The 23874-nt window shown below is 69.9% G+C and carries 21 protein-coding genes, 3 pseudogenes and 1 other annotated feature; of the genes and pseudogenes, 6 read left to right on the forward strand and 18 right to left on the reverse strand.

The features are described from left to right. Positions 1-10: 10 nt before the first annotated feature. Positions 11-1072: a bifunctional DNA-binding transcriptional regulator/O6-methylguanine-DNA methyltransferase Ada gene (gene ada, locus ACFQE0_RS08025; RefSeq protein ID WP_378968649.1), complete on the reverse strand. Its 1062-nt coding sequence runs from the start codon at positions 1070-1072 to the stop codon at positions 11-13. A gap of 89 nt (positions 1073-1161) precedes the next feature. Beyond that, the gene (locus ACFQE0_RS08030; RefSeq protein ID WP_378968652.1) at positions 1162-1908 is read right to left on the reverse strand and encodes a YebC/PmpR family DNA-binding transcriptional regulator; all 747 of its coding nucleotides are present in this window, start codon (positions 1906-1908) and stop codon (positions 1162-1164) included. Positions 1909-2089: 181 nt separating this feature from the next. Here ACFQE0_RS08030 and ACFQE0_RS08035 point away from each other — a divergent pair, with 181 nt between their 5' ends. Continuing rightward, a complete protein-coding gene (locus ACFQE0_RS08035) occupies positions 2090-3139 on the forward strand; it encodes an SDR family oxidoreductase (RefSeq protein ID WP_378968654.1) in 1050 nt (349 codons plus the stop codon). Here the strand turns inward: ACFQE0_RS08035 and hslU are convergent. From hslU to ACFQE0_RS08090, 11 genes and pseudogenes are all read right to left on the reverse strand, one after another. Beyond that, a pseudogene (gene hslU, locus ACFQE0_RS08040) lies at positions 3129-4439 on the reverse strand (ATP-dependent protease ATPase subunit HslU). The gene ACFQE0_RS08035 and the pseudogene hslU sit on opposite strands and share 11 nt — an antisense overlap. Before the next feature lie 98 nt (positions 4440-4537). Then, complete coding sequence (locus ACFQE0_RS08045; RefSeq protein ID WP_378968656.1) at positions 4538-6034, reverse strand: SulP family inorganic anion transporter; 1497 nt, start codon at positions 6032-6034, stop codon at positions 4538-4540. 52 nt (positions 6035-6086) lie between these two features. Further along, positions 6087-6142: a sequence feature (sul1 is cis-regulatory element that is thought to sense ions involved in sulfur or methionine metabolism; They are found in Alphaproteobacteria), on the reverse strand. 52 nt (positions 6143-6194) lie between these two features. Then, entirely contained in the window at positions 6195-6980 is a 786-nt protein-coding gene (locus ACFQE0_RS08050) for a DUF1223 domain-containing protein (protein WP_378968658.1), read from the reverse strand. 9 nt (positions 6981-6989) lie between these two features. Continuing rightward, a complete protein-coding gene (locus ACFQE0_RS08055) occupies positions 6990-7985 on the reverse strand; it encodes a lipid A biosynthesis lauroyl acyltransferase (protein ID WP_378968660.1) in 996 nt (331 codons plus the stop codon). A 76-nt stretch (positions 7986-8061) separates the two neighbouring features. After that, a complete protein-coding gene (locus tag ACFQE0_RS08060) occupies positions 8062-9084 on the reverse strand; it encodes a zinc-binding dehydrogenase (protein ID WP_378968662.1) in 1023 nt (340 codons plus the stop codon). Positions 9085-9183: 99 nt separating this feature from the next. After that, positions 9184-9465, reverse strand: a complete 282-nt coding sequence (locus ACFQE0_RS08065; RefSeq protein ID WP_378968664.1) for an SH3 domain-containing protein — start codon at positions 9463-9465, stop codon at positions 9184-9186. Between the two features lie 7 nt (positions 9466-9472). Further along, the gene (locus ACFQE0_RS08070; RefSeq protein ID WP_378968666.1) at positions 9473-10237 is read right to left on the reverse strand and encodes an SDR family NAD(P)-dependent oxidoreductase; all 765 of its coding nucleotides are present in this window, start codon (positions 10235-10237) and stop codon (positions 9473-9475) included. Next, entirely contained in the window at positions 10234-11517 is a 1284-nt protein-coding gene (locus ACFQE0_RS08075) for a beta-ketoacyl-ACP synthase (protein WP_378968668.1), read from the reverse strand. The genes ACFQE0_RS08070 and ACFQE0_RS08075 overlap by 4 nt, the downstream gene beginning before the upstream one ends. Positions 11518-11632: 115 nt before the next feature. Next, positions 11633-12886, reverse strand: a complete 1254-nt coding sequence (locus ACFQE0_RS08080) for a Zn-dependent hydrolase (RefSeq protein ID WP_378968671.1) — start codon at positions 12884-12886, stop codon at positions 11633-11635. Between the two features lie 508 nt (positions 12887-13394). Continuing rightward, a pseudogene (locus ACFQE0_RS08085) lies at positions 13395-13969 on the reverse strand (CHAD domain-containing protein); the annotation flags it as partial. Beyond that, positions 13861-14724: a CYTH domain-containing protein gene (locus ACFQE0_RS08090; RefSeq protein WP_378968673.1), complete on the reverse strand. Its 864-nt coding sequence runs from the start codon at positions 14722-14724 to the stop codon at positions 13861-13863. The gene ACFQE0_RS08090 and the pseudogene ACFQE0_RS08085, both read right to left, overlap by 109 nt. 301 nt (positions 14725-15025) lie before the next feature. Between ACFQE0_RS08090 and selB the strand changes: the two genes are divergently transcribed. Further along, positions 15026-17023 (forward strand): selenocysteine-specific translation elongation factor, encoded by a 1998-nt coding sequence (gene selB / locus ACFQE0_RS08095; RefSeq protein WP_378975375.1) that lies wholly within the window; start codon positions 15026-15028, stop codon positions 17021-17023. Here the strand turns inward: selB and ACFQE0_RS08100 are convergent. Continuing rightward, the gene (locus tag ACFQE0_RS08100) at positions 16981-17286 is read right to left on the reverse strand and encodes a hypothetical protein (RefSeq protein ID WP_378968675.1); all 306 of its coding nucleotides are present in this window, start codon (positions 17284-17286) and stop codon (positions 16981-16983) included. The two genes, selB and ACFQE0_RS08100, sit on opposite strands and share 43 nt — an antisense overlap. A gap of 71 nt (positions 17287-17357) precedes the next feature. Next, the gene (locus ACFQE0_RS08105) at positions 17358-17882 is read right to left on the reverse strand and encodes a Fur family transcriptional regulator (protein WP_378968677.1); all 525 of its coding nucleotides are present in this window, start codon (positions 17880-17882) and stop codon (positions 17358-17360) included. Between the two features lie 177 nt (positions 17883-18059). Between ACFQE0_RS08105 and ACFQE0_RS08110 the strand changes: the two genes are divergently transcribed. From ACFQE0_RS08110 to ACFQE0_RS08120, 3 genes and pseudogenes are all read left to right on the forward strand, one after another. After that, the gene (locus ACFQE0_RS08110) at positions 18060-18185 is read left to right on the forward strand and encodes a hypothetical protein (RefSeq protein ID WP_378968679.1); all 126 of its coding nucleotides are present in this window, start codon (positions 18060-18062) and stop codon (positions 18183-18185) included. After that, positions 18182-19054 (forward strand): metal ABC transporter ATP-binding protein, encoded by an 873-nt coding sequence (locus ACFQE0_RS08115; protein ID WP_378968681.1) that lies wholly within the window; start codon positions 18182-18184, stop codon positions 19052-19054. Before ACFQE0_RS08110 ends, ACFQE0_RS08115 begins: the two co-directional genes overlap by 4 nt. A 35-nt stretch (positions 19055-19089) precedes the next feature. Then, a pseudogene (locus ACFQE0_RS08120) lies at positions 19090-19913 on the forward strand (metal ABC transporter permease). Positions 19914-19919: 6 nt separating this feature from the next. Here the strand turns inward: ACFQE0_RS08120 and ACFQE0_RS08125 are convergent. The 3 genes from ACFQE0_RS08125 to ACFQE0_RS08135 form a co-directional block, all read right to left on the reverse strand. Beyond that, on the reverse strand, positions 19920-20780 hold the full coding sequence (locus ACFQE0_RS08125) for an SDR family oxidoreductase (RefSeq protein WP_378968684.1): 861 nt from the start codon (positions 20778-20780) through the stop codon (positions 19920-19922). 49 nt (positions 20781-20829) lie between these two features. Continuing rightward, positions 20830-21597 (reverse strand): SGNH/GDSL hydrolase family protein, encoded by a 768-nt coding sequence (locus ACFQE0_RS08130; RefSeq protein WP_378975377.1) that lies wholly within the window; start codon positions 21595-21597, stop codon positions 20830-20832. A gap of 324 nt (positions 21598-21921) precedes the next feature. Continuing rightward, positions 21922-22182: a PepSY domain-containing protein gene (locus ACFQE0_RS08135; RefSeq protein WP_378968686.1), complete on the reverse strand. Its 261-nt coding sequence runs from the start codon at positions 22180-22182 to the stop codon at positions 21922-21924. A gap of 147 nt (positions 22183-22329) precedes the next feature. On the opposite strand from ACFQE0_RS08135, the gene ACFQE0_RS08140 reads away from it, so the two are divergent. Next, positions 22330-23862, forward strand: a complete 1533-nt coding sequence (locus ACFQE0_RS08140; protein ID WP_378968688.1) for a YifB family Mg chelatase-like AAA ATPase — start codon at positions 22330-22332, stop codon at positions 23860-23862. The last annotated feature ends 12 nt before the right edge of the window (positions 23863-23874 follow it).

Consider the following 23874-nt stretch of genomic DNA (forward strand, 5'->3'; position numbering starts at 1 on the left):
CCCGGAGGTTCTACGGCACACCCTCGCGGGTGAGGAGGTCGCGCTTGCGGGCGACGCCCCAGCGGTAGCCAGACAGGCTACCATCCGAGCGCACCACCCGGTGACAGGGAATCGCCACCGCGAGGGCGTTGGCACCGCAGGCGAGCGCCACGGCGCGCGACGAGCCCGGCGCCCCGATGGCGCGGGCGACGTCCGCATAGGTCGCGGTCGTGCCGGGCGGGATCGCGCGCAGGGCCTGCCAGACGCGCTGCTGGAAGGCTGTGCCGCCGATATCGAGGGGCAGGTCGTGGGCGAGACCCGGCGCTTCCACAAGCCCGACCGCCCGCGCCATCCAATGCTCGAAGGCGGCATCCCCACCGACGAGTTCGGCGGCGGGGAAGCGATCCTGAAGATCGCGCACCAGCGCATCGGGATCGTCCCCCAGCAGGATCGCGCAGAGGCCTGTCTCGGTCGCCGCGACGAGGATCGCGCCGAGGCTGCAGGCACCGACCCCGAACCGGATGCGCGCCCCGGCGCCGCCCTTCCGGTAGCGCGAGGGCGCCATGCCCAGCCTGTCCCCCGCTTCGGCATAGAACCGGCTGGGGGCGGCGTAGCCCGCCTCGTAGAGCGCCCCGGTGACGGAGCTCGCGCCCGGCAACGCCTTGGCGAGACGGCTCGCTCTCTGCGCGCGGGCGAAGGCGGCGGGCGTCACGCCCGTCACCTCGCGAAAGATCCGGTGGAAATGGAACGGGCTCATCCCCGCGGCGCGGGCGAGGTCGGCCAGGGCCGGCGGCGTCTCGGCCGATTCGATCACGCGGCAGGCGCGGGCGACGGCCTCGCGACGGCGCTGGGCCTGGGGCGGCTCGTCCGGTCGGCAGCGCAGGCAGGGTCGGAAACCCGCCGCGCGTGCGGTCGCGCCGTCCGCGTGGAAGGTCACGTTCTCCCGGCGGGGCGTCCGGGCGGCGCAGCTCGGGCGGCAATACACCCCCGTCGTCCGCACCGCGTAGACGAAGCGCCCATCGGCCCGTGCGTCGCGGGTGAGAAGCGCCTCCCAGCGCGCATCCGTGTCGCTGGGAAGGAGTGTCGGTGGCATGGCTCGGGCTCCGTCGAGGGCGTCCGCCATGGTGCGCCGGCCCTCACAGGTCGGCATCCCGCGCCTTGCTCCGCAATTCGCGCGAAGGATCAGCCTTCGAGCTTCGCCATCAGCGCCGGGGACAGGGCGAAGTTGACGTAGACGTTCTGCACGTCGTCCTGATCCTCGATCACCTCCACGAGGCGGATCAGCTTTTCACCGGTCTCATCATCGACGTCGATCGTGTTCTGAGCCTTCCAGATCAGGCCCGTGCGGGTCGGATCGCCGAAGCGGGCTTCGAGCGCCTTGGTGACCTCGCCGTAGGAATCCTGCGCGCAGATGACCTCGTGGCCCTCTTCGCCGGAGGATACGTCGTCGGCGCCCGCCTCGATGGCGGCTTCCAGCATCGTGTCCGCATCGGCCACGCTCGCCGGGTAGGTGATGACGCCCACGCGGTCGAACATGAAGGCCACGGCGCCGGTCTCGGCGAGGCTCCCGCCGGACTTGGTGAAAGCCGAGCGAACATCGGAGGCGGTACGGTTGCGGTTGTCGGTCTGCGCCTCGACGATCAGCGCAGCGCCGCCGGGGCCGTAGCCCTCGTAGCGGATATCCTCATAGTTCTCGCCATCGGCACCGGTCGCCTTCTTGATGGCGCGCTCGATGTTATCCTTCGGCATGTTCTCGGCGCGGGCGGCGAGCACGGCGGCGCGAAGGCGCGGGTTCATCGCGGGGTCCGGCGTGCCGAGCTTGGCCGCCACCGTGATTTCGCGGGCGAGCTTGCCGAAGATCTTGGACCGGACCGCATCGACGCGGCCCTTGCGGTGCATGATGTTCTTGAACTGGGAATGACCGGCCATGTGCCTTCGGACTTGCGAGTAGCGCGGCGCGGGAGAGAGAGCCCCCGGTGCCACTGACGGAACTGCGGTTTTTATAGGCCGCCGGGCTTAGGCGAGGCAACGCGCACATTCCCGGGGGAAGTGGGGAAAGAACGGCCGTCATGGGCGTTGGGCCGGCGAATCGTCCTGTCCCGGAGACCCGATGCCCTCGTCCCCGTCGAACCGCAGAACCGTCGTGGTGGCTGGTGCCAGTGCCGGCGTCGGCCGGGCCATTGCCTGCGAATTCGCCCGCCATGGCTGGAATGTCGGCCTCGTCGCGCGCGGCGAAGTCGGGCTGGCGGGGACGATCCACGACGTGCGGCGCTTGGGCGGCAACCCCATCGCCTTCGCCGCCGACGTGGCCGATGCGCAGGCCATGCAGGAGGTGGCCGATGCCGTCGCCAAGACCTGCGGCGGCATCGACGTGTGGGTCAACAACGCGATGGTGACGGTCTACGCTCCCGTTCAGGAGACGACCCCGGCGGAGTTCCAGCGCGTCACCGATGTGACCTATCTGGGCCAGGTCCACGGCACGCTCGCCGCCCTCAGGCACATGGTGCCCGCCAACCGGGGCACCATCGTCCATATCGGCTCGGCGCTGGCCTACCGCTCAATCCCCCTCCAGGCGACCTATTGCGCGGCCAAGGCAGCCGTGCGCGGCTTCGTCGATTCCCTGCGATCCGAATTGCTGCACGATGGCAGCCGGGTGCGCTTGACGATGGTGCAATTGCCGGCGGTGAACACGCCGCAATTCGATTGGGCGCGCTCGCGGCTGCCACGCAAGCTCGAACCCGTCCCGCCGATCTATCAGCCCGAAGCCATCGCCCGGCATGTCTACCGGGCGGCCCATGAGGCGCCCCGCGAACTCTGGATCGGCGCCTCGGCCTGGAAGGCGATCCTCGGCAACATGCTGATCCCGGGTTGGATCGACACCTACCTCGCCCGTCACGTCTACCAAGGGGAAATGACCAGCGTGCAGGCTTCGAAGAACCGCCCCGACAACCTCTACGAGCCCGTCGACACCGATCCCGGCGCCCATGGCCGGTTCGATTCGCGCTCGTCCTCCCACGTCACGGCGGCCAATCCCAAATGGCTGAAACTCGGGATCGCCGCCGCATTGGGGCTGGCGGCGGGGACGATGCTCTTCGCCACCGAAGCGCATGGGCGCGACGAAGAGCGGCGGCGTCTGCGCCGCCGCGCCCCTACAGAATGAACCGGCTGAGGTCCGCGTTGGCGGCGAGGTTCTCGACCCGCTCGCGGACATAGGCCGCGTCGATCGTCACCGTCTCGCCGGAGCGGTCGGTGGCTGTGAAGGAGATTTCGTCCAGCACCCGCTCCAGCACGGTCTGAAGGCGGCGGGCGCCGATATTCTCGACCGAACCGTTCACCTCCACCGCGACCTTGGCGAGGGCGTCGATGGAATCGTCGGTAAAGTCGAGGGTCACCCCTCCGTCGCCATCAGGGCCAGGGTCTGCTTGATCAGGCTGGCCTCGGTGGCGGTGAGGATCTGCTTGAAGTCGTCCACCGTCAGGGGCTGCAACTCCACGCGGATCGGCAGGCGGCCCTGCAACTCGGGGAGCAGGTCGGACGGCTTCGAGACGTGGAAGGCGCCGCTCGCGATGAACAGCACGTGGTCGGTCTTCACCGGCCCGTGCTTCGTGGCGACCGTGGTGCCTTCGATCAGCGGGAGCAGATCGCGCTGTACGCCCTCGCGGGAGACGTCACCGCCGCTACGGCCCTCGCGGGCGCAGATCTTGTCGATCTCGTCGAGGAAGACGATGCCGTTATCCTCGACCTCGCGGATCGCCTCGCGGGTCAGGGCCTCGTCATCGACGAGCTTGTCGGATTCCTCGGCGAGCAGGGGCGCGTAGGCGTCGCGCACGCTGATGCGGCGGGGCTTGCCCCGCTGCCCGGACAGGGCCTTGCCCAGCATGTCGCCGATGTTGATCGCGCCCATGGAGGCGCCGGGCATGCCGGGGATCTCGAACATCGGCAGGCCGGCGGGCGACCCGGCGGCGAGTTCGATCTCGACCTCCTTGTCGTCGAGTTCGCTGTTGCGCAGCTTCCTGCGGAAGCTGTCGCGGGTGGCCGCGCTGGCGGTGGGGCCGACCAGGGCGTCGAGGATGCGGTTTTCGGCCGCCGCCTCGGCCTTGGCCTTCACCGCCTCGCGCTTGGCTTGGCGGGTCAGCCCGAGCGAGACTTCCACGAGGTCGCGCACGATCTGCTCGACGTCGCGGCCGACATAGCCGACCTCGGTGAACTTCGTGGCCTCGACCTTCAGGAACGGGGCGTTGGCGAGCTTGGCGAGGCGCCGCGCAATCTCGGTCTTGCCGCAGCCGGTCGGCCCGATCATCAGGATGTTCTTGGGCGCCACCCTCGCGGAGCGGCCCGGTGAGTTGCTGGCGCCGCCAGCGGTTGCGCAGCGCAATGGCCACCGCCCGCTTGGCCTCGTTTTGCCCGACGATGAAACGATCGAGTTCGGACACGATCTCGCGCGGAGAGAACGTCGTCACCGCCTGACTCTTTCCTGGACCCCGGCCCCTGTGCCGGCCTGCCGGGAATGGGGTCCCGGCACGCGCGGCGCAAGGGGGCGCGGTGGCAGGACGCCCCGTCAGTGATGCGCGAGGGGCGTGGAAACGGCCTTGTCGTGGGTGCCGAAGCGCTCGACGAGGGTCGCGCTTGCTTCGTTGAGGCCGCGCACTTCCACGATCCGGCCACGCTCGCGCGCCTTCAGCACCACCTTGTCGAGGGCGCCCACCGCCGAGATGTCCCAGAAATGCGCGGAGCCGACATCGATCACGAGGCGCTCCACCGGCTCCAGCACGTCGATCGCCTCCGAGAAGGTCGATGCCGAAGCGAAGAAGACTTGGCCCGTGACCGTGTAGGTGCGGGTCTTGCCGTCGGGCGACAGGGCCGAGTCGATCCGGCTGAGGCGCGCCACCTTGCCCGCGAAGAACACGCCCGACAGCAGCACGCCCACGAGCACGCCGATGGCGAGATCGCGGGTCGCCACCACCACGGCCACCGTTGCGAGCATCACCACGGACGAGGGCAGGGGGTTGGTCCGCAGCCGCGCGAGGGAGCGCCAGGAGAAGGTGTTGATCGACACCATGATCATCACCGCCGTCAGCGCCGCCACGGGCACCACGGCGAGCAGGCCCTGGAAGGCGACGAGCAGCACCAGCAGCACGGCGCCCGCCACGAAGGTCGAGAGCCGCCGCCGCGCGCCCGACGAGACGTTGATGACGGATTGGCCGATCATCGCGCAGCCGCCCATGCCGCCGAACAGCGCCGAGGCGATGTTGGCGAGGCCCTGGCCGTAGCATTCGCGGTTCTTGGAGCTGCCCGTATCCGTCAGGTCGTCCACGATCTGCGCGGTGAGCAGGCTCTCCAGCAGGCCGACGGCGGCGAGCGTCGCGGCGTAGGGCAGGAGGATGCGCAGCGTTTCGAGGGTGAACGGGACCTCCGGGAGCGTGAAGCTCGGCAGGGCCGAGGGCAGGGCACCGAGATGGGCGACGGTGCGCACGTCGAGCTGGAGCCACGCCGTCAGGGCGGTGAGCACGGCGATCGCCACGAGCGGCGAGGGCACGGCGCGGGTGAGGTAGGGGAATCCGTAGATGATCGCGAGGCCCAGCGCGACGAGCCCGTAGGTCGCCGGGCTGACTCCGGTCAGTTCCGGCAGCTGCGCCATGAAGATCAGGATCGCCAGGGCGTTGATGAAGCCGGTCATCACCGATTGCGAGACGAAACGCATCAATCGCCCGAGCTTCAGAAAGCCCGCGACGATCTGGATGAGCCCCATCAGGATGGTCGCGGCGAAGAGGTATTGCACCCCGTGGTCGCGGACGAGGGTGGTCATCACCACAGCGGTGGCAGCGGTGGCGGCGGAGATCATCGCCGGGCGGCCACCGGTGAAGGCGATGGTGCAGGCGATCACGACGGAGGCGTAGAGGCCGACCTTCGGATCGACGCCCGCGATGACCGAGAAGCCGATGGCTTCCGGGATAAGGGCGAGGGCGACGACGAGGCCGGACAGGATTTCGGTGCGGGCGTCACGCAAACGCGCGCCGAGTCCCGCCACAGGGGCGGTAGGGGAAGGTGAGGTCATTAATTGAAACCGCAGGGAGACCGCCGCGATGAGCAGGGGCGCGTCTCGAATGCGTGGTCCGGCGGATCGGCGGCCGGAAGAGCCACCCGGGCTTGCACCGGGTCCTTGCGAATAGAACCTTGTTACGCAAACCCTCGCTGCAATGCAACGCAGGCGAGGTTTACAGCCCCGGTCCCTTGGCCGCGCCCAGGATACGGCCGAGTCGACCCTCACGGCCATGCTGCAACAGCACGACCCAGCCATCGGCGTCGGGCACGGCTGCGGCAGAGACGGGCACCTCGAACCGGGCCGGCTGGCCGGTCCAGGGGCCGATCCGCACAAGGCCGCGCACCACATTGACGTAGCTCGCCACCCGGCCGCCGCTCTCGCCGCCCTCGATCTTGACGTCGCGGCGCTTCAGCACCGGGACGAGCCAGACCTCGTCCTTGCTCTCGGGCTTCGGCTCGGGTTTCCCGGCGGGACGGGCCCCGACCTCGACGATGATCTGGTCGCCCTTCACCTCCGCGCTCACGGGCACCGGCAGGGGCGCGGTGCGGCTGGAATCCTGCACCAGCCGCTCGACGGCCTGCCGGTTGGAGCCGACGGCACTCAGACTGCCGTCGACCACGGCCTGCGGCGTCACCACCTGCCGGGCTCCCCGCGCCCGCGCATAGGCGCGCTGACGCTCGTTGAGCACATGAAGGCCGAGCGTATCGCGCCAGCCGAGATAGTCCCAGTAGGTCACGGGCAGGGTCAGGGCGATCAGGCCGGGCTTACGCGCCAGGTCGCGCATGACCGGATCGGCAGCGCGGCAGGCGGTGCAACCCTGGCTCGTGAACAATTCGACCACCGCCGCGACCGGCTCGGCCCGCGCCCCGGCACCGGTGAGCAGGCAGCCGAACCCCGCCAGGGCGCAGGGAAGGGCGCGCCGAACCGGGGACAGGGGGTGCACGGTGGAATGCCTCATGCCGCGTGATCAGATCGCGGTCGGCTCGACCTGGGAAGTCACGTTGCCTTGAGAGGCGGCTTTTCGCGGCGCGGTCTTCGGCAGCATATCGGGGCGCCAGCGGCGGTGCATCCACAGCCATTGGCCGGGATTCTCCCGCACCCAGCCCTCGATCACGTCGGTCATCGCCTGCATGGCGCCCGGCACGTCGATGGCGCCGTCGGCGTCGCGCGGCAGGTCGAGGGGTGGGGTGAGGTCCAGGCGGAACCGCTCCTCGGGCAGGCGCACCACCCGCACCCCGTGGACCGGGCAATCGTAGTGCCGGGCGAGCTTGGCGAGCAGCGGGTTCACGAGGCAGGGGCGGCCGAAGAAGCTCACCACCACGCCGCGGGTGAAGTGCTGGTCGATCAGCTGGCCGAGATGGCCGCCTCGCTCCACGACGCCTTGCATGGAGAAGGCCGAACCGGGACCGGACGCCGCAAGCCCGCCCATCGTGCTGCGCCGAACCTCCTCGACCAGCCGCTTGGCGGCCGGGTTGTTCGGCGGCCGGAACACGGCGGTCGCCTCCAGGCCGAATTTCGCCGCGCAGATCGCGGGCAATTCCCAGTTGGCGAGATGGGCCGAGAAGATCAGCCCCGGCTGGCCGTCGTCTCGTAGGGAGAAGAAATGCTCGATCCCCGTCACCTCGCTGCGCAGCGGCCCGGTGGCCTCGGGATCGTAGTCGAGCAGCGTGTCGAGATGGGCGTATTCCGCCCCCGTCCGCCCCAGATTGTCCCAGGCCGAGAGGGCGATCGTCTTCACCTCCGCCTCCGGCAGGCCGGGAAAGGCCGCGCGGATATTGGCGAGCGCCGTCCGGTGGGCGGGCAGGAGCGGGCCGATGCGGCGCAGCAGCCGACCGCCGAAATCCGCCGCCCGTTCCGGCCCGAGCAGACGGGCCAGAAAGAAGATCAGGCGGATCAAGGGAATGCTGGCGAAGCCGGCAAGTCGCGGAAAGGACCGCTTCAGGATGAGGGCGAGGCGCAGCAAAGGAGTCGGGTTCCGGGGCGAGGTGCGCCCTTAGACCATGTTTTACGGTGCGGTGCGAACGTCAGTCGTCCGCGCCTCACAGTGAAACGAGAATCTTGCCGAAGACCTTGCGCGATTCGAGCCGCTCCAACCCTTCGGTGAACTCCGCCATCGGGTAGACTGTATCGACCACGGGCCGGATACCCTGCGCCATCTTGTCCAGCGATTGGCGGATGTTGGCGAGGCTGCATCCGAACGAGCCGGTGATGCGATATTGCTGCTGGAACAGCTGCATCAGGTTCATCGTCGTGCTGGGGCCGGAGGTCGAGCCGCAGGTGACGAGCCGCCCGCCGCGCTTCAGGCAGAGCAGGGAGCCGTTCCACGTATCGGCGCCGACATGCTCGAACACCACGTCCACGCCCTTGCGCTTGGTCAGGCGGCGCACCTCGCCCTCGAAACGCTCGGTGCGGTAGTTGATCACGTGGTCGGCCCCGAGTTCAGCGGCCTTGGCGCCCTTCTCGTCGTCGCCCACCGTGGTGAACACCGTGCAGCCGATCGCCTTGGCCATGCGGATCGCGGCGGTGCCGATGCCCGACCCGCCGGCATGGACGAGCACGCTCTCCCCTGGTTCGAGCTTGGCGTTGTCGAACAGCATGTGCTGCACCGTCCCGAACGCGATGCCCGCACAGGCCGCCTCCGCATCCTCGACGCCATCCGGCACCGGCACGACGAGACGGGCGGGCATGGTGACGAGTTCGCGGGCGAACCCGTCGATGTGGAAGCCCATCACGCCGCCGACATCCTCGCAGAGGTTGTCGCGGCCCTCACGGCAGGCGCGGCACTGGCCGCAGGTCAGCGCGCCGTAGGGGACGACGCGGGTGCCGACAGCAAGACCGGTGACGCCTTCGCCCACCGATTCGATTTCGCCCGCCGCCTCGGCGCCGACGATGAGCGGCATCTTCCGCTTCGCGAAGGCCATGCCGCGAAAGCCCCAGACGTCGATGAAGTTGAGCCCCACGGCGCGGATGCGAAGCCGCACCTCGCCGGGTCCGGGAGGCGGCGGTGACTCGACCTCGGTCAGGCGCAGGTCGCGGTCGCCGAAGAGTTGCAGGGCTCGCATGGGCATGTTCGCTGATATGGATCCGATCGATTGCGGCTCGGCCCGCGCGCAATGACGGTGAAGGGGGTTATCACAGCGCCGCGAGCACGGCATCCCGGCTCAATCCGGCGTGAGATACCGCCGCCGTGCCCAGCCGACCGTGCGGCCGACGCTGACGCGGCACCATGTGGTGCGGCTCGGGGTGTCGTTGGTGCAGCCGAAGACCAGGGCGCGTCTGCGGATCTCGCCGACCACCTCGGCGGCGGCATCCGGCTCGGCGCGGATGCTCAACGGTTCGCCCGGCGCGAGGCCGGTGACGCGGTAGGCTTCCGGGTCGGCATGGGCCGCCCCCGCGCCGAAGACGGCTGGGAGGAGGAGGAGGGCGAGGCGGGGAAAGGTCATCGGCCGATCAGATGCGGTGGACGCCCATCATTGCGGTCAGGCCGCCATCGACGGGCAACACGGTCCCGGTGATGTAGGCCGCGCCCTCGCTCATCAGAAAGGTCGCCAGCGCCGCGACATCCTCGGGCTGCGCGAAACGCCCGGCGGGGATCTGCTTCTCCATCCCGGCCCGGTAGGCCGCGTAGGGGGCGAGCATCGCCGTGTCGATGAAGCCGGGGGCGATGACGTTGACCGTCACGCCGCGCTTGGCCGTCTCGATGGCGAGCGTCCGGCAATAGGCGATCAGCGCGCCCTTGGTGGCGGCATAAGCCGCGTTACCGGTGTTCGCCTGAAGCGCCGCGACGGAGCCGATGGCGACGATCCGCCCCAAGCGGGCGCGGGTCATGCCACGCACCAGCGACTTGGCGATGCGAGTCAGCGAGAAGAAGTTCACCTGCATCGCCGCCTCGGCCTTGTCCTGGTCGAACATGGCGGCGAGCCCGTCGGCCGATTGGCCGGCATTGTGGACATAGCCGTGATAGCCCGCCTCCTCCGCGCTCGCACAGAAGGCGTCGAGCGCCGCCTTGTCCGCGAGATCGAGGGCATGGGCCCGGATTTCGAGGCCGGGATGGGCCTCGTTCAGTTCGGCAGCCAGCGCCGCGGCGGCTTCGCCCGAGGCGCGGTAGGTGAAGTCCACCGCGTAGCCCGCCTGGGCGAGGTCGCGCACGATGGCCGCGCCGAGCCCGCTGCCACCCCCGGTGACGAGGACGCGCTTGACCGTTTCCGCGCTCATGCCGGCTCCGCCGCGAGGACGAGGCAGGTATTCTGGCCGCCGAAGCCGAAGGAGTTCGACAGCACCGTGCGCACGGGCAGGTCCCGCGCCTCACCCACGATGTCGAGGCCGAGCGCCGGATCGGGGGTGCGGTAGTTGATCGTTGGCGGGATCCGCCCATGGCGGATCGAGAGCAGCGAGGCAGCCGCCTCGATCGCCCCGGCGGCGGTGAGCGTGTGGCCGATCATCGACTTGTTCGAAGTGACGGGCAGGCTCGCGGCGCGTTCGCCGAACACGGCGGCGATGCCCATGGCCTCCATCCGGTCGTTTTCGGGCGTCGAGGTGCCGTGGGCGTTCACCGTGTCGATGGCCTCAGGCGCGAGGCCGGCATCGTCGAGGCTCGCACGGATCGCGGCGATGATCGGCGCGCCGTCCGGGCTGGAACGGGTGCGGTGGAAGCCGTCGCCCTTCTCGCCGCAGCCGAGCACGTAGCCGAGGATCGTCGCCCCCCGCGCCACGGCCGCTCCGGCATCCTCCAGAACGAGGGCGGCGGCGCCCTCGCCCATCACGAAGCCGTCCCGGTCCTTCGAGAAGGGGCGGGAGGCTTCCTCTGGCACGTCGTTGCGGGTCGAGAGCGCCGAGAGCAGAGAGAATCGGATCAGCGATTCGGGGTTCACCGAGCCGTCCGTGCCGATGCACAGGGCGGCGGAGGCCTCGCCCCGGCGGATCGCCTCAACGCCGAGCTGGATCGCCGTCGCGCCGGAGGAGCAGGCGGTCGAAAGGGAGATCGGCGAGCCGCGCGTGCCGAACCGTTCGGCGATGCGCTCGGCAACGGTGCCGAACAGGAACAGGTCGTGCCACGCATCGAACCGGCCGGTGGAAACCGCCCGGAGCAGACCGGCATAATCGACATCCCCGTCGCTGCCGGTTGCCTCGGCAAGCGCCCGGCGCTGCGGCCATTCCATCTCCACCGGGGGGACGGCGATGAAGAGTGGACCCGGAAAGTCACCCTTCGTCCCAAGGCTCGCTTGTTCGAGCGCCTCCTCCGCCGCCACGGCGGCGAACCGCTCCGAAAGGAGCGGGGCCACCAGCGGGTCGGTGTCGAGGAAGTCGACCGTCCCCGCGATGCGCGTGCGCAGCCCCTCGGTCGAGAAGCGGGCGATCTCGCGGATGCCGGAGCGCCCCTCGGTGAGGGCGGCCCAGGTGTCGGCCTGGCCCCGGCCAAGGGAGGAAACCAGGCCGATGCCCGTCACCGCAATGAGCGGTCGGCCCCTGGCGTCGCGATAGGCGCTTGCGGTCATGAACGGCTCTGTACGAGATTTTTCGCCGACGCACAGCCGGGTGAGACGAAAAGGGGACCCGCGCCCAGCCTGCGGCCCCCGATCGCATCGCTGCCGCCCGTGATGACGGGAAGGGTCAGTTCGCCAGCCGCAGAATCGTCTGAAGCAGGACGTCGGCGCCGGCTGCGCAATCGCCCTCTGTCGATGATTCGGATTCGTTGTGGCTCACGCCGTCCTTGCAGGGCACGAAGATCATCGCGGCGGGAACCTTCGCGGCGAGGTTGCACGCATCGTGGCCCGCCCCCGAGATGATCCGCCGCCGCGACAGACCGAGCCCCTCGGCCGCCGCATCGACCGCCGCCACGACCTTGGGATCGAACGGCACCGGCTCCTTGCGCCAGATCCGCTCCAGCACGATCGACAGGCGCCGGCGCTCGCCGATCTCCCGGGCGGCGGCGCGCAGTTCCTCCTCCATGGCGGTGAGGGTCTCCGAGCGCGGGTCGCGCGTGTCCATGGTGAAGGCGACACGGCCCGGTACGACGTTGCGCGAGGGGGCCTGGATCGTCGCCTCGCCGATCGTCGCCACGGCGCTCGGCCCGTGAGCCAGGGCGATGCGCTCCGCCGCGAGGGCGAATTCCGAGAGGCCGAGCAGGGCGTCCCGGCGGCGGGGCATCGGCGTCGTGCCCGCATGGCTTTCAAAGCCCTCCACCGAGCCGTCGAACCACGCGATGCCCTGGCCGCCCTCGACCACGCCGATGGTCTTGCCTTCGGCCTCCAGGATCGGCCCCTGCTCGATATGCAGTTCCACGAAGGCACCGATGGCACGCTCGCCCACCGCCTCGCCACCGCGATAGCCGATGGTGTCCAGCGCCTCGGCCACGGTCGTGCCCGCCACGTCGCGCTTGGCCAGGATCTCGTCCGTAGTGAACTCGCCCGCATAGGCCGCCGACGCCATCATGGCGGGGGCGAAGCGCGAGCCCTCCTCGTTGGTCCAGTTCACGAGCAGAAGGGGCGCCCGCGTCTCGATGCCCGCATCATTCAGACTGCGCATGACCTCGAGACCGGCGAGCACGCCGAGCACGCCGTCGAACTTGCCGCCGGTCGGCTGTGTGTCGAGGTGAGAGCCGAAGGCGATCGGGGGCAAGCTCATGTCCTTGCCGGCTCGCAGAGCATATTGGGTGCCCAGCGCATCCACGCTCACCGTCAGGCCCGCCGCCTCGCAGGCATCCCGGAACCAGTCCCGCACTCGGCCGTCCTCGGCGGAGAGCGTCAGCCGGTTGATGCCACCCTTGGGCGTGCCCCCGAATCGCGCCGTTTCGTGGATCGTCGCCCAGAGGCGCGAGCCATCGGCGCGCAGGTTGTGGGTGCTGCTGGGGCTCACGTCACTCATACCAGATCCTCGTCGCTTCGCGCGGCCGACGCATGATGGCATCTAGCATGCCAATTAGCTCTGCAATTCACGCATGACGATGCCGGGCACGCTCGTCGAGAGCGAATTTTTCTCCGGCACGTGGCCTCAAGGGACGTTCAGACATCGACCGGCAACATGAGCGATTCATGATCACAACCGGTCGCGCTCCCCCTCGCGCGGCCGACAGGACGAACCCTTCCAATCCCTGGTCGGGTTCGTCCTTGTCACGTTAGCGCCGGAGCGGAGTGCGGCATGCCCCAGAGCCGCGCCGTTCCGGTGCTTTCGTGTGACCGCCTCAGTGCCAGAACGGCTTGACGTCGAGGAGTTCGGCGCGCGCGTCCGCCGCCTTGTCGAGCAACTCCGTCACCTGCTTCTCATCGATCTCCGGCATGGCCGGCCCGTCTTCGCTCGCGATCCCTAGAGGCAGGCTGCGGGCGGTCTCGATGTCGTTCAGCGTTCCGAGATGGTCCTGCAGGTCCGAAAGGGCACTGCCGAACGCCTTCTGGCGCCGCTGGGCCTTGGCCTTCGGGAACAGGCCGCCGAAAAACTCCGCGCCGTAGCGCAACTTCTTGGCAGAAATCCGCGCCCGGTGGCGGGTATGGGCGTCGAGGTGGCGCAGGCCGCGCCCCTCTTCTTCAAACGGCCGCGGGCCTTGTCGAGGATGCCGGCTGCGAAGTGCCGCCCATCCTGCCGGGCCGCGTCCTGCTCCGTCCAAGGACCCGCCTCGACCCAGCCCGCGATGTCGAGGAGCAGGCCGCGCCATTGTGCGCTGGCCAGGATCTCGTTGACGGCGGCATAGGCCTCCTCCCGGGCGGACCGGGCCTTCTCGCCGATCTCGGCGATGCCGGGGTGATCCGGGTTGTGCTCGGCCAGGACCGGCAGCGTATCGTGCAGGAACACGTCGAGGTTGCGGGCGTGGCCGAACGGCTCCGTCACCCGCTTGATCTCGTCGCCTAGAACCAGGGCACGCGGGTCGTCCTCGAACAGCGGCGCGCAAAGCGAGAGCGCCGAGCGGAGCCGCCGCAGGGCAACACGCATCTGGTGCAGGGCGCTCGGATCGCGCGGGCCGTAGAGGAAGGCGGTCTCGTTGATGCGCAGGTGCCGGAGGCACGCGCGGGCAACGGTGCGGAATACCGTTCCGGCATCATCCTCGGGCGACAGGTCCACCGCGTCGGCCTTGGCCGGGGAGGGGCTTCGCGGTCGAGCACCGCGAAGCCGCGTGCGCTCTTCGACAGAACGGCGAGCCGCAGCGGCGCCGCTTCCGAGAGCGCCTGGGCAAGGGAGAACAAATCCGCGACCCGGCCGCTCTCCAGTTCGAGTTCGACCTCGCAGAGCAGCGCGTCGCCGGACGCGCTCTCGATCCGGCCGTCATCAAGGGTCACCGCGATGCGCGATTCGCCGAAGCTGATAGGGTGGACCCGGCGGGCGATGACCGTGGTGAAGAGGGGCTCCAGCGCCTCCTTCGCCTCGGCCAGCACGGGCTCGGCGGCGGTGTCCGCCCAGGCTGCGGGATCGGGGGCGTCGCCGGGAACCTCGCTCTCCCACTCCGCCCGGTCGAACAGGCCGATCTGGTCGGAGCCCGCCTTGACCGTCTGGACGTGGCGGCCGTCCTTCGTACGGATTCGCAGGGTCAGGTCCGCCTCGCGCAGCGCTCGGCCGGGCGTGTCGTAATAGCATGTGCGCAGACGCTGAGGCTCGGCGGCGGCGACGTCGCCGAGCAGGGGGTGCGCCATCAGGGCCATGAGGCCGGCGCCATCGCATTCGAGCTTCAGCTCGACCTCGCGCGGCTCGTCCGTCCCTTGCACCGCCTCGTTCATGGGTTCCTCTTCCCGAATGATCGTCAGACAGGACGATACGTCGCTCTACCACGTCGGGCCGCGACCGTCCGCCCCGGTCTCGTCTACGCTTGACGGGGCCAAGCGATCCGATGTTATCGGCCTCGTTGCCTGATCGTCTCAACACCGGAAAGTTGCCGTGAGGCATTAAATCGCTTGCAATTTAATTGTCCAAAATAGTATCCGGCACCCAAACCCAGCCTGCATGCCCGCCCCTTGACGGTGCGGGGTCCGCTCACCTCGTGTGAGCGCACGGCCTGTCAGTCGAGCATCCTTCGTGACTGTGTTGAAGACACTCCTCGTCGGCGTCATCGGCCATGTCGATCACGGAAAGACCGCCCTGGTGCGGGCGCTCACGGGCGTGGAAACCGACCGGCTGAAGGAGGAGCAGACCCGGGGCGTGTCGATCGTCCCGGGCTTCGCGCTGCTGTCCGGCGAGGCCGGAGAAATCGACCTCGTCGATCTGCCGGGACACGAGCGCTTCGTGCGGGCAATGGTCTCGGGCGCGACGGGCATGCGGGCCGTGCTGCTGGCGGTGGACGCCAACGAGGGCATCAAGCCCCAGACCGTCGAGCATCTTGAGATCGCCCGGCTGATCGGCGTGCGCCGGGGCGTCCTGGCCTTGACCAAGGCCGATCTCGCCTCGCCGGAGACGATCCAGGCCCGTTCGGCCGAGATCGCTGCCGCCGCCGCCCGGGCGGGGATCGAGGCAGGGCCGGTCATCGCCACCTCGACGCTTTCGGGGCTCGGTATCCCGGCGCTGTCCTCCGCCCTTCTCGGCCTGCTCACGGAGTCACATCCGGGCACGGATGACGGCTTCCCGTATCTGCCGGTCGACCGGGTGTTTACCCGCGCGGGCTTCGGCACCGTCGTCACCGGCACCCTGCGCCGGGGTCGCCTCGCCGTGGGCGACACCGTGGAGATCGTGCCGGGCGGACGCAGTGCCGTCGTGCGTGGTCTCCAGATCCATGGGCGCAGCGTCGAGGCGGCCGAGCCCGGCCGCCGCACGGCCGTGGCCCTGCGGGGCGTCGGGCTCGACGAGATCGCCCGGGGCCAAGCGCTCAGCCTCCCGGATCTTCTCGTGACGAGCCGCTGGCTCGACGTCGCCTTGACCGCCGCCGCGAGCGCCGAGGCCCCGCTGCCCAGCGGCCTCGCCTGCCGCCTTCTCTTCGGCACCACCGAGGTCGAGGCGCGCCTGCGCCTCCTGGACCGCCCGAGCCTGGAGCCGGGCCAGACGGCGCAGGCGCAGCTCCACCTGGCGGAGGATGTGGCGGTGCCGGCCCGTGAGCCCTTCGTGCTGCGCCTCGATTCTCCCGCTGCCACGGTAGCGGGCGGGCGCATCCTCGACCCCGCGAGCCGCCGCCGCCGCCGCCACGATCCTCGGGTCACCGCCGATCTCGCGGCCATCGCGGCCGGTCGGCCTGCGGAGGCGCTGACGGTTCGCCTCGGGCAGGCCGGAGCACTCGGGGCACCGCTCGCGGAACTCGCCCGCCTCGCCGGCACCGCGCCGGAGCGCGTCCGCCGCCTGCTCACCGCCGCCGGAGCGCGGGAGATCGCGGATCGCTTCGTCGGGGCACCCGCCTTCGCGGCGGTGCGCACCGGGACGCTGGGCGCGATGGCGCAGTTTCACCGGGAACGCCCGATGGATCATGGCGCGTCGCTCGATCAGGTGGCGCGACTGCTCGCCCTGCCGGAGGCCGTGACGGGGTCGGTTCTGCGCGATCTCGTCGCCACGGGGGAGATGACCCAGGTCGGCACCCTGTGGCGCCGGACGGATTTCGACCCGGCCCGCAATGAGACCGAGACGGTCCGCCGCCTGGAGCAGTCCTTCCGCAAGGCCGGCCTCAACCCGCCCGACGAGGCCGAGGCGATCGGGCGGGACATCCGCCGCCGCGACGCGCTGAACTACCTCATCGGCTCGGGGACGATCATCCGCGCGGTCGATAGGGTGCAGCGCCGGGCGGTGCTGTTCCACCGGGAGGCCGTGGCGAGCGCCCGTTCACGCCTGCGCGACGCCTTCCCCGAGGCGACGGATGCGGAGAGCGGCTTCCTGGCCCGTGAAGCGGGGGCGGCGCTCGGCATCTCGCGCAAGTTCTCGATTCCCCTGCTGGAACATCTCGACGCCACCGGTTTCACCCGCCGCGCCGGGGACCGGCGGATCATCATCGGGCAAGGGACGGGGCAAGGGGCGGGCTCAGGGGCGGGACCAGCCGCTGAGCCAGAGACCGGGGACGCGCGTCAGAAGTCGCTGCCCAGCCAATCGTCCCGGCTCGGCTCGTAGCAGGTATAGCCGATCAGGCAGCTGGGATTGTCCCGCGTCGGCCGGAACGCCCGCCGGGCGATCTCGGTCGGCTCGCAAAACGAGCGGTCGCGGACGAAGCGGTCATAGGTCTGGCCGCCCGTGCCTAGCACGATAGCACCCTGTGCATTCACGAGACGCACCGTCTGCGCGCAGCTCATCGCGACGGTCGAGGGCCGTCCCTGCGCAAGGGCGGGCGTCGCCGAGAGCAGAAGGGTAACGATCAGGATCGAACGGGACGGCATGGCATGAGGCTCCGTAGAGGCTCAAGCAGGCTCCTTCGACGGGAGTTCCTGGCCTTTCCGACGCACCCCTCTCAGCCCTGCCGACGCTCCTTGTCCCGGCAGGCACCGCAATCACCCTCCACTTCGAGGATGCTGTGGCTCGGGGTGAAGCCCGCGCGCTTGAGGGTCTTGCCCAGCCCGCTCTCCATCTCGGGCGATGTCGTCTCGTCGATGCCACCGCAGGTCTTGCAGATCAGGAACACCACGTTCTCCGCCGATCCGTGCGCGTGGGCGCAGGGTACGAAGGCGTTGCGGCTGGCGATGCGGTGGACGAGGCCGAGTTCCGTCAGGAAATCGAGGGCGCGGTAGACCGAGACCGGCGCCACCCGCCGCCCCGGCCGGCTCAGGCGCTCCGCGATGTCGTAGGCGCCCGGCGGCTTCTCGCTATGGACCACTGCGTCGAGCACCTCGCGGCGCAGGGCGGTGAATTGCACGCCCTTCTCGCGGCACAGATCTTCGGCGCGGCGCAGGATCTCGGCAGGCTCGGCCCGGCAGGACGAGCCATGCGCATGATCATGCGCGTGGTCGTGCTCTTTGTGATGTCCGGCGGCTGGCAAGGTGGCGGTTCCCGATGGCGGCTCGGCGGCCCGCCTGTTGTGCGGCGGCTTTGTTACAGTGTATCACTCCTGGCCGGGACCGCACCAGGGGTCGGCGCGACGCCGGGACGCGGCCACCCCGCCGCGCTGGCCGATCGCGCGGCCCGCCCGTCCCTCGTCTCGTAAAGTTTGCGCCCCTTGTCCCGCTCGTCCGTCACGCCCCGTCCGACGCTGTACCGCAGCGGGCTGCCCGCGCGCCTCGTCCTGGCGGGGGCCTTGGCGGGGTTGGTCTGGCTGGCGATCGCCTGGGCTTTGGCCGCGTGAGCGCCGCCGCCTCCACGCCGATCCACCTGCATGGGCTGACTCTCGGCTATGACAGGCACCCGGCCGTCCACCATCTCGACGGAACGATTCGGGCGGGCGATCTCCTCGCCCTGGCGGGTCCGAACGGAGCCGGAAAATCGACCCTGCTTAAGGGTTTGACCGGAGAGATCCCGGTTCTCGACGGGCGGATCGAACGTCCGGACGACATCGCCTACCTGCCTCAGGTCGATGCCATTGACCGCAGCTTCCCGGTGAGCGTCATGGACCTCGCCGCGATGGGTCTGTGGCGGCGCCTCGGCCCGTGGCGCGCCCTGCGCCGCACCGCACCGGCGGTGCGCGAGGCCCTGGCGACCGTCGGCCTGTCGGGCTTCGAGGCGCGGCCCATCGGGACCCTCTCCGGGGGGCAGTTCCGCCGCGCCCTGTTCGCCCGGCTGATCCTGCAGGATTGCCGGACGATCCTGCTGGACGAGCCCTTCACTGGCATCGACGCGCGGACCACCGACGATCTACTCGGCCTCGTGCGACGCTGGCACGAGGAAGGACGCACGGTCGTGGCGGCCCTTCACGATTTCGCGCAGATCCGCACGCATTTCCCGACGACCCTGCTGCTCGCCCGCGAGCCCGTGGCCTGGGGCCCGACCGCGCGGGTGCTGACGCAGGACAACCTCGCCCGCGCCCGTAGTCTCTCTGAGGCCTGGGACGAGGACGCACCCATCTGCGACGGGGCGCGGCACGCCCATCCGCGAGCGGAGGCCGGCCCGCCGGATCATGCCCACAGTCACGGGCATGATCACGAACACGATCATGGGCATTCCCACGGACATGCTCACGTCCATCCGCATGCTCACGGTCGCGAGGACGCCGCGTGATCGATCCCCTCGCGCCGTTCATCGAGTTCGGCTTCATGCGCCGGGCTTTGGCGGGCTGCCTCGCCCTGTCGGTTTCGGCGCCGCCGGTCGGCGTGTTCCTGATGCTCCGGCGCATGAGCCTGATGAGCGATGCCATGAGCCACGCCATCTTGCCGGGTGCGGCGGCGGGCTTCGTCGTGGCGGGCCTGTCCCTACCCGCCATGACCATCGGCGGCCTCGTCGCCGGGCTGGCGGTGGTACTGCTTGCAGGCGCGGTCACCCGCACGACGGTGCTGCGCGAAGATGCGAGCCTCGCCGCCTTCTACCTCATCTCGCTGGCGAGCGGCGTCCTGCTCGTGTCGCTGCGCGGGTCTCAGGTCGATCTGATGCACTTCCTGTTCGGCTCGGTCCTGGCCCTGGACGATCCGGCGCTGATGCTCCTCGGGGGGATCTGCACGCTTACGCTCGTCACCCTGGCGCTGATCTACCGGCCGCTCGTGCTGGAATGCGTCGATCCGCTGTATCTGCGCAGCGTCAGCCGGGCCGGGGGCCGGTCCACTTCGCCTTTCTCGGCCTCGTCGTGGTGAACCTTGTGGGCGGCTTCCAGGCGCTCGGCACGATGCTCGCCGTGGGCCTGATGCTGCTGCCCGCCGTGGCCGCGCGGTTCTGGGCGCGGGAGCTCGGCTTCATCATGGCGGTGGCGGTGGGCATCGCCTGCCTCGCGAGCGTCGGCGGCCTCAGCCTGTCCTACCATTTCGATCTACCGAGCGGCCCGGCCATCGTGCTCGCGGCGGGAGGCTTCTACGTCGCCTCCGTGCTGGTCGGACCTCAGGGCGGGTTGCTGCGTCGGCTCGTGCGGCCCCGGCATCTCGAAGCCTGAGCGGCGCTACTCCCCCGCCAGCGCGGCGAGCCCTTCGCGATAGGTCGGGTAGGCGAGGCTGACGCCAAGTTCCTCGCGGATCAGCCGGTTCTTCACCCGCTTGTTCTCGCCGTAGAAGCTGCGCGCCATGGGCGAGAGGGCGGCCGTCACGAAATCCACCTCGGGTGGGGGCGGCAGGCCCGCCAGGGCGGCGGCATGCTCGATCACGACCTGCGGCGGCGTCGGCTCGTCATCGGTGACGTTGTAGATCGCGCCGGGCCGGGGCCGGTCGAGGGAGGCGAGCAGCGTGGTCGCGATGTCGTCCACATGGATGCGGTTGAAGACCTGCCCCTTCTTCACGATGCGCTGGGAGCGCCCCTCGCGCACCTTCACGATTGGGTTGCGGCCAGGCCCGTAGATCCCCGACAGGCGGAAGACCTGCACGGCCTTGCCCGTACGCTCGCCGAGCGCCAGCCATGCCGCCTCGGCGGCGAGGCGGGAGCGGGTCCGCTCGCTTCGAGCGGCAGGTGGGGTGGTCTCGTCGATCCAGGCCCCGCCCTGATCGCCATAGACGCCGATGGTGGAGAGGTAGCCGATCCAGCCAATGCGGCTCGCCGCGATGGCCTCGGCGTAGTGCGGCAGCACGGGGTCTCCCTCGGCATCCGGCGGGACCGAGACGAGGAGCGCGTCGCTCTCGGCGAGGTCGGCCGCGATGCGCGGGTCGTCCGTGTCCGGCCCGAAGGCCCGCATGAAAAAGCCCGTCTCAGCCTCGATGCGCGCGGCGCCAGAGGCCTCCGTCACGGTGCCCCGGATGGTACCGAAGCGATCGCGCGCGGCTTCCGCGAAGCGGCGGCCGGTGAAGCCGAGACCGAAGATGAAGAGATTCATGGATCCGGGTGTCCGGGAGGCCGAAGCCTCCGTCAAGCCGGATGGGCGACTATTCCGCGACCGGCTTCGTCACCTGCACCGGACCCGCATCGCGCAGGATCGATTCAGCGGCCGCCGAGGCGAGCAGGGCGTAGCCTCTGTCGGCCATGTGCAGGCCGTCCGAGGCGAAGAGCCGCTTGGGGGTCAGCTTTCCGTCGCGAACCCAGCCATGCATCAGGTCGGCGCGGCGGATCACGGGGATGTCGAGCTCGTCGCCGATCTCGCGCACCGCATCACGGAAGCGGTTGGCGCCCGGCGTCGCTTCAAGCTTCGGGCACCATTGCGGCTCCATCAGTACCACGTCGATGCCGGCGTCGCGGATGCGGCGAAGGCCGTCGAGGGTGGCGGCACGGAAATGCTCCAGCGAGACGCCGCGCAGGGGATCGTTGCTGCCGGTCTGCCAGATGACGAGCTGCGGCTCGGGCCCGATCACGTCGCGCTCAAGGCGGGCGAGCATGTCGTCCACGTGCTCGCCGCCGATGCCCCGATTGATCACCGTGACCTCGACGCCGTGCAGCTTGGTGCGCAGGTCCGCCTGGAGGCGGGCTGGATAGGCGTTGGCCGGGCTCGATGCGCCGATTCCCTCCGTCGAGGAGGACCCGAAGGCGACGATCCGCAGCGGAGCGCCGATGGCGATCTGCCGGGCGACGTGCGGCAGATCCGGCGTCTCCTGCAGGTCGATGCCGAGCATATCGAGGGATTCGGGCAGCAGATCCGCGTAGGCCAGGACGGCGGTGGGGACGATCAGCAGCCCCAGGGCCAATACGGCGCGCCGCATCCAGCGGCTGGCGGTAGCACGGGCAGGGCTGGACAGAGGGAGCGTCGACACGGGGACCGTCGGGTTCGGCGAGCAGCTTGAATGACTACAGTGTGGCGGAGCACCGCGGAAGGAACACTTCCGGATTCACGGTGAAAGCCAACCGAATTCGTAACTCATTGTAAACGAATTTGGCCTGCAGCACAAAACAGCCCTACCGGACGACCATGGCGGCCCCGTGGCAGCGGAACCCCGCAGGCCCTCGCCCGCCTCGTGCATCGATCCAGACAGAGGCGTCAGGAAGTGAGCACGTCACTGCACTAGCGGACGAGGGCGAAAGCGGCCTCAGTCGGCCTTGCGCTTCACGATGGCGAGCGTCTTCGGATCGAGCTTCAGGTCCACCTTCTTGCCGTCGGCGCCGATCGCGTCATCCACTTCGATCATGCCGTCATCGAGTTCGATTTCGCTCCACTTGGTGAACCCTTCCTGACGCAGCATCGCCTCGACCTTGGCCTGTTGCTCGGCCGGGAGCGGGGTATCCGCATAGGCGGCGGGGGCGAGGGTCAGCGCGAAAGCGAGGGCGGCGAGGCCGGGGATCAGACGCATGGCGGTCTCCGTTTCTGGTTTGTAACACTGGCCGAACCGATCAACGCGGCTTGGGTTCCAAATGGCCGACCGGCTTGAGCCGCCATCGATTTTCCCGCAGAGGTGCGACGCCCGGTCGCGGGCATTCGCACCGGAGCGCTTGCCAGGATGGTCACCCGCGTCGCTACCGTCGCCTTCGAAGGGATCGAGGCGCGCGCCGTCGATGTGCAGGTGCAGATCCTCCCGGGCTCGGTGAATTTCACCGTCGTCGGCTTGGCGGACAAGGCGGTGGCCGAATCGCGCGAGCGGGTGAGGGGAGCACTGATTGCCTCCGGCCTCGCCCTCCCGGCCAAACGGATCACCGTGAACCTCGCCCCGGCCGATCTGCCGAAGGAGGGCTCGCATTACGATCTACCGATCGCACTGGGCGTCATGGCCGCCATCGGGGCGATCCCGGCGGATACGCTGGCGGGCTATTGCGTCCTCGGGGAACTGGCGCTCGACGGCACTCTCACGCCGGTCAGCGGCGTTCTCCCCGCCGCGCTGGCGGCGGCGGAACGCGGGCTCGGGCTCATCTGCCCGGCGGCGACGGGGCCCGAGGCGGCCTGGGCCGGGGGCGATCTCGACGTGCTGGCCCCTCGCTCGCTCATCCAGCTCGCTAACCATTTCAAAGGCAGCCAGGTCATGGCCCGGCCGAGCCCTGCTCTGGCGGCGGCGGACGAGGATCTGCCCGACCTCGCCGACATTAAGGGTCAGGAAGGCGCCAAGCGGGCCCTGGAGATCGCAGCGGCCGGAGGCCACAACCTGCTGTTCAATGGGCCGCCGGGGGCGGGGAAGTCGATGCTCGCCGCGCGGCTGCCCTCGATCCTGCCGCCGCTCTCGCCCCGGGAATTGCTCGACATCGCCATGGTGCGCTCCGTGGCAGGCGGGCTGAAGGGCGGCGCCCTGTCGAACCGGCGGCCGTTCCGCCAGCCGCACCATTCCGCTTCCATGGCGGCGCTCGTCGGCGGCGGCCACGGCGCGCGGCCGGGCGAGGTCTCCCTCGCTCATGGTGGCGTGCTCTTCCTCGACGAACTGCCGGAGTTCAGCCCCCAGGTGCTCGATTCCCTGCGTCAGCCTTTGGAGACGGGCAATGTGATGATCGCGCGGGCGAACCATCGCGTGACCTATCCGGCGCGGTTCCAGCTAGTTGCGGCCATGAACCCCTGCCGCTGCGGGCAGGGTCTGGAGCCCGGCTTCGCCTGCCGCCGGGGACCGAACGTCCGCTGCATGGCGCAGTATCAGGCCCGCATCTCCGGCCCCCTCCTCGACCGGATCGATTTGCGCATCGAGGTGCCCGCGGTCTCGGCCGCCGATCTGATTCTCCCAGCCCCGTCAGAGGGTTCAGCCGAAGCCGCTGCCCGCGTCGCCGCCGCCCGCGCCCGGCAAACGGCGCGCTACTCTGCCCTCGACCTGCCACCCGAGACCACGAACGCCACCTGCCCGGCCAAGGTGATTGAGGCAGTGGCGAGCCCCGACCCGCAGGGGACGGCCCTGATCCGGCAGGCGGCCGAGACGATGCGGCTCTCCGCGCGCAGCTTCCACCGGGTGCTCCGCGTCGCCCGCACCCTGGCCGATCTCGACGGTGAGGAACCGGTGAGGCGGGCGCATCTCGCGGAAGCTCTGTCCTATCGCGGACGGGGCGAGGGGGTGGGAGGCTGAGACCGAGCCGCC

This window comes from Methylobacterium komagatae (assembly GCF_042661665.1).
GTDB lineage: Bacteria > Pseudomonadota > Alphaproteobacteria > Rhizobiales > Beijerinckiaceae > Methylobacterium > Methylobacterium komagatae.